The sequence below is a fragment of the Bradyrhizobium sp. PRIMUS42 genome (genome assembly GCF_023006515.1).
In the GTDB taxonomy this organism is placed as follows: Bacteria; Pseudomonadota; Alphaproteobacteria; order Rhizobiales; family Xanthobacteraceae; genus Bradyrhizobium.
Window position 1 is genome coordinate 1 of the sequence record NZ_JALBGZ010000826.1, and the last position, 2,529, is coordinate 2,529.

A 2,529-nucleotide genomic window follows, 5' to 3' on the forward strand; every position below is an offset into this window, starting at 1 on the left:
CAGGCGGCGGCTTGGGCTGGGCCGGCTCATCGGACTTGCCGCCGAACAGGCTCTTGAAGCGGTCGGTCAATGACTGCGCCGCCACCGGCGAAACCGCTGCGAACGACACCGACAATGCCAGCGCGATCGCCGGCATCCGCCGCAGCACATTCCGCGATGACCGAAGCTGCTTCACCATCAAAGCCCGTACTCCATGACAAAGTCCCCGGCCGATCGCCGGTAGACCTGCGCGTTATATCGTCAAAATCGGCGAACCCAAGGCAGCAAAAAGGGGGATTCGGCTGCACGAATCGGGCGGGCTCAGCCGCGGAAATCCTCGTGCAGCAGGCCGAACAGCAAATGGTCCTGCCAGACCCCGTTGATGCAGAGATAGCGGCGCGCCAGGCCTTCGCGGGAGAAACCGCACTTCTCCAGCACCCGGATCGACGGCGCATTGGTCGGGATGCAGGCCGCCTCGACGCGGTGCAGGTTGAGCTCGCCGAACAGCGTCGGCAGCAGGACCCGCAGCGCAGCCGTCATGTAGCCGCGATGAGCATGGGGTTGCCCGACCCAATAGCCGATGGTGCCGGCCTGCACGATACCGCGCCGCACATTGGCCAGCGTGATGCCGCCGACCATGGCGCCGTCGAGCTCGCGGAAGATCAGAAAAGGATAGGAACGGTCCGCGGCGATGTCCTCGGAATAGCGGCGCAGACGGCGGCGGAAGCCGGAGCGGGTGAGATCGTCCGACGGCCAGATCGGTTCCCAAGGCGTCAGGTAGTCGCGGCTGGTTTCGCGCAAATGCGCCCATTGCAGGAAATCCGACATCTGCGGCGCGCGCAACAACAGCCCGTTGCCGCGCGGCGCGAGGGCGGCGGGTCCACTGGACGGCAGGCGAAAGAGGGCCATGGTGATGCTTCCCGGGGCAGATCAGCCCGTGCGCGGCTCCTAATGCAGCCGCGCCTTGGCACGTGCCCGGGTCAATCCTTCCGCAAAAGACACCGCCGTGTCCAGACCCCTGCCGCTGCCTAATGCGACAACGGCAGGCCGGCTCCGCGACAGCAGCGCACGCGCGGCGTCCCGGGTCGATTCGACGCTGACCGCGTCGATCCGGGCCACCAGCTCCTCGACCGTCTGCGGCCGGCCATAGGCCAGCACATGACGGGCGAGCTGCTCGGCGCGGGAAGAGCAGCTCTCCAGCGCCATCAGGAGGCCCGCTTTCATCTGCGCCTTGGCGCGCGCGATCTCGGCCTCGGTCAGCGTCTCCACCGAATCATTCATGATGTCGACCACGACCTCCATCATCTCCGGCGCATCGGCCGGATCGGTGCCGGTGTAGAGACCGAAGAAGCCGGTATCGGTATAAGGCGCGTGGAACGAGTAGATCGAGTAGCAGAGACCGCGCTTCTCGCGCACCTCCTGGAACAGGCGCGACGACATTCCGCCGCCGAGGATGTTGGTGAAGACCTGAAGCGAGAACAGCGACGAATCGCTCTGCGGCACGCCTTCCAGCGCCAGCGTCAGATGTGCCTGCTCCAGTTCGCGATGCACCACCTTGGCGCCGCCCTTGCCGAACTGCGCGGTTTGCGGCTTCGGGCCCGGCGTCCCCTCGAAACTCGCAAAACGCTTCTCGGCCTCGGCGACCACCTGCTTGTGATCGACCGCGCCGGCCGCCGCCACCACCATGTCGGGCCCGCGATAATGCGTCGAGAGGTAGCCGCGCAGCATGTCGCGGTTGAAGGCGCGTAGCGTCTTGGCCGTGCCGAGCAGCGAGCGGCCCATCGGCTGGTCGGGATAGCAGAGCTCGTTGAGATGCTCGAACACGACGTCGTCGGGTGTGTCCTGCGCGGCACCGATCTCCTGCACGATGACGTTCTTCTCGCGCTCCAGCTCGTCGGGCTCGAAGGCGGGATTGGCGAGGATGTCGGCGAGCACGTCGAGCGCCAGCGGCACGTCGGCCTTCAGCACCCGCGCATAATAGGACGTGGTCTCGGTCGAGGTGCCGGCATTGAGGTCGCCGCCGACCGCTTCGATCTCCTCGACGATCTCGCGCGAGGAGCGCTTGGTCGTGCCTTTGAACGCCATGTGCTCAAGCAGATGCGAAATGCCGTGCTCGTTGGGCTTTTCGTCGCGTCCGCCGACGCCGGCCCAGACGCCGAGCGCCGCGGTCTCGAGGTGAGGCATCTTGTCGGTGACGACGGTCAGGCCGGAGGCAAGCTTGGAAATCTCGACGCTCATCCGGCAACTCCTTGCTTTGCGGCGCGGCTGACCGACAGCACGAACCGCTCGATCTCGGCCTGATCGTTCTTCATCACCTTCATGTGTTCGGATTTGGTCATCAATCCGTCGAGCCAGGCCGGCAATTGCGGCCGCTGGCCGCAGGCCGCTTCGACAGCATCGGGGAATTTGGCCGGATGGGCGGTCGAGAGCACGATGCTCGGCACCCTCGTGTCGGTGGTGTCGCGGTCGGCGACAGCAAGCGCCACCGCCGTGTGAGGATCGACCAGCTCGCCTGCCTCCCGCCAGCCGGCGCGGATCGCAGCCGCGGTC

General features: G+C 66.3%; 2 protein-coding genes and 1 pseudogene. All 3 read right to left on the minus strand.

What is annotated here, in order from left to right; translation table 11 throughout:
- Positions 1-300: 300 nt before the first annotated feature.
- Positions 301-888, minus strand: coding sequence for a GNAT family N-acetyltransferase (locus MOV75_RS34245; protein WP_018316343.1), 588 nt, complete (start codon positions 886-888; stop codon positions 301-303).
- A gap of 39 nt (positions 889-927) precedes the next feature.
- Positions 928-2,217 (minus strand): pitrilysin family protein, encoded by a 1,290-nt coding sequence (locus tag MOV75_RS34250; protein ID WP_246931841.1) that lies wholly within the window; start codon positions 2,215-2,217, stop codon positions 928-930.
- Positions 2,214-2,529: pseudogene (locus MOV75_RS34255) on the minus strand (threonine synthase); the annotation flags it as partial. The gene MOV75_RS34250 and the pseudogene MOV75_RS34255, both read right to left, overlap by 4 nt.

What these genes read in the sequence shown, in the direction of transcription:
- MOV75_RS34245 (WP_018316343.1), bottom strand. Translation starts at nt 888, where the DNA reads ATGGCCCTCTTTCGCCTGCCGTCCAGTGGACCCGCCGCCCTCGCGCCG.
- MOV75_RS34250 (WP_246931841.1), bottom strand. Translation starts at nt 2,217, where the DNA reads ATGAGCGTCGAGATTTCCAAGCTTGCCTCCGGCCTGACCGTCGTCACC.